Source organism: Bradyrhizobium cytisi (assembly GCF_008123515.1).
In the GTDB taxonomy this organism is placed as follows: Bacteria; Pseudomonadota; Alphaproteobacteria; order Rhizobiales; family Xanthobacteraceae; genus Bradyrhizobium; species Bradyrhizobium cytisi.
Window position 1 is genome coordinate 1 of sequence record NZ_VSSR01000049.1, and the last position, 1,684, is coordinate 1,684.

Annotated in this window: 2 protein-coding genes; both read right to left on the minus strand. The window is 62.2% G+C overall.

The genetic code is table 11. The annotated features are described in order from the left end of the window. Positions 1 to 227, minus strand: a 227-nt coding sequence (locus FXB38_RS43480) for a hypothetical protein (RefSeq protein WP_210250956.1), incomplete at its 3' end; no start/stop codon positions are given. A 213-nt stretch (positions 228 to 440) separates the two neighbouring features. After that, positions 441 to 1,604 carry an IS110 family RNA-guided transposase gene (locus tag FXB38_RS28540; RefSeq protein ID WP_148754261.1) on the minus strand — a complete coding sequence of 388 codons (1,164 nt, stop codon included), beginning with the start codon at positions 1,602 to 1,604 and terminating at the stop codon, positions 441 to 443. Positions 1,605 to 1,684: the final 80 nt, after the last annotated feature.

Consider the following 1,684-nt stretch of genomic DNA (forward strand, 5'->3'; position numbering starts at 1 on the left):
CAAGGCGGTTGTTCAGCTCTTAGTTCGATTGCACGCCAGCTCTTCGTCCCGACCATGGAGCAGTGAGGATGGCGCGCGGAGATCAGGTCAAGGTCGGCCCGCAGGGCCGCCGCGAAGCGGCTTGACCTTGAGGTGATCGAGCACGCCATCAGGCTATGGTGGTCGGGCGTGACTGGTTCAGAGCACTCCTTTTCGTCGGCGATCCAAGGTTCGAGCCGGTTCTGCAATCTGGTTTACGTGCCAGATCAAACTCACATTCGGTCGTCGCGCGATAGCGACTGCACCAACATTCCGCTTGCGGCGGGCAGGCTCGAGAGGACGGGACCATTCTTCGTTGCGGCGTTTGAAGCCATGCAATCCATCGGTTCGTCCACCCGGATCGACCGGGGCTGATCGGGCCCCGGCGGATGGGTTGTCGGTTAGGGAGAGGTCTCCCGATCTCAGGCTGCGCTCTTCATCACGGCTCCCTCGATCACGACGCCATGGGTAACGTACTTCCACAAAGCGACCAGAAGCTTGCGTGCCAGAGCAACGATCATGCGCTTGCTGCCGCGCTGGCTGTTGGCCTTGAACCAGAGTGTCAGCGCCGATTTGGGCTGATGGCGCACCCAGAGCCAGGCGAGCTGGATCATCGTCGTGCGAAGCCGCGGATTGCCGGCCTTCGAGACCCCTTGCTCTCGCTCGATTCCTCCGCTGCGCCACGGCGTCGCCGCAAGACCCGCATAGGCGGCGATCTGGCGCCGGTTGGAGAACTGCCGGTAGAAGGCCTCCGACCAGAGAATGATCGCAAAATTGGGCCCCATCGCCTTCAATGCCGACAGCATCGCCACCGGCTCCGTCGTCCCGCTTTCAAACTTTGCGGCAGCAGCCAACAACGCATCCTGCTCGGCCTCGACCGCCTTGATCTGGGTGAGTAACAGTTCAAGCCGGTCGAGTTCGCGGCTGATCTGCGCTTTCAAGTGCGCCGGCAGTTCCCGTCCGTCGCCGGTCCGCAAGGCCGCGAGCCGTATCCGTCGGTTCTGCCGCAAAGGCACGTAGTCGGATATGCCCTGTGCAAACAGAAGGCCTTTGATCCGGTTCACATGCTCGATCCGCTCGGCAATCAATGTCCGCCGTTCGCGGCTCAGCCGACGGCGATCTTCCTCTTCGGGCGAAGGGGCCGCCACCATCGCGCAGACCCGAGGCTCGCCGCGCTTGTAGGCCAGAAGGGCCCGCAACAGCGCCTCGCCATCGAGCCTGTCGGTCTTGGCCCGGCGTCGCCGTCGCGACGTCGCAATCGAGGCGGGATCGACCACGTGGCTCTCGATCCCCTCCTGTCGCATAACCCGGTGCAGCCAAAACCCCTCCAGCCCCGCCTCCTGGATCGTGATGATCGGATAGGTCTGACCGGTCCGGGCCATCGCCTTGCGCTTGAGTTCCGAAAACAGCTTCATCAGCTCAGCCGTATCGCTCGCCGAGACGCTATGTCTGGACATCTTCTCGCCGTTGCCAGGCGAAAGTGACGTGATCAGCCACGTCGAACGGCTCAGTTCCAAAGACACAAAAATTGCGCCAAACTGCGTGCGGATAGCGGTCGGTCCGTCGGAAGGATGATCGAGCAACATCGGTGTCTCCAGGTTGGGTGGTTTTGCAACTCCAGTCTGGCTCCAGACTCGGTCGCTATCCACCCCCCATGGAATCTTCG

Coding starts and splice junctions, on each gene's coding strand:
- FXB38_RS28540 (WP_148754261.1), bottom strand. CDS start 1,604: ATGTTGCTCGATCATCCTTCCGACGGACCGACCGCTATCCGCACGCAG.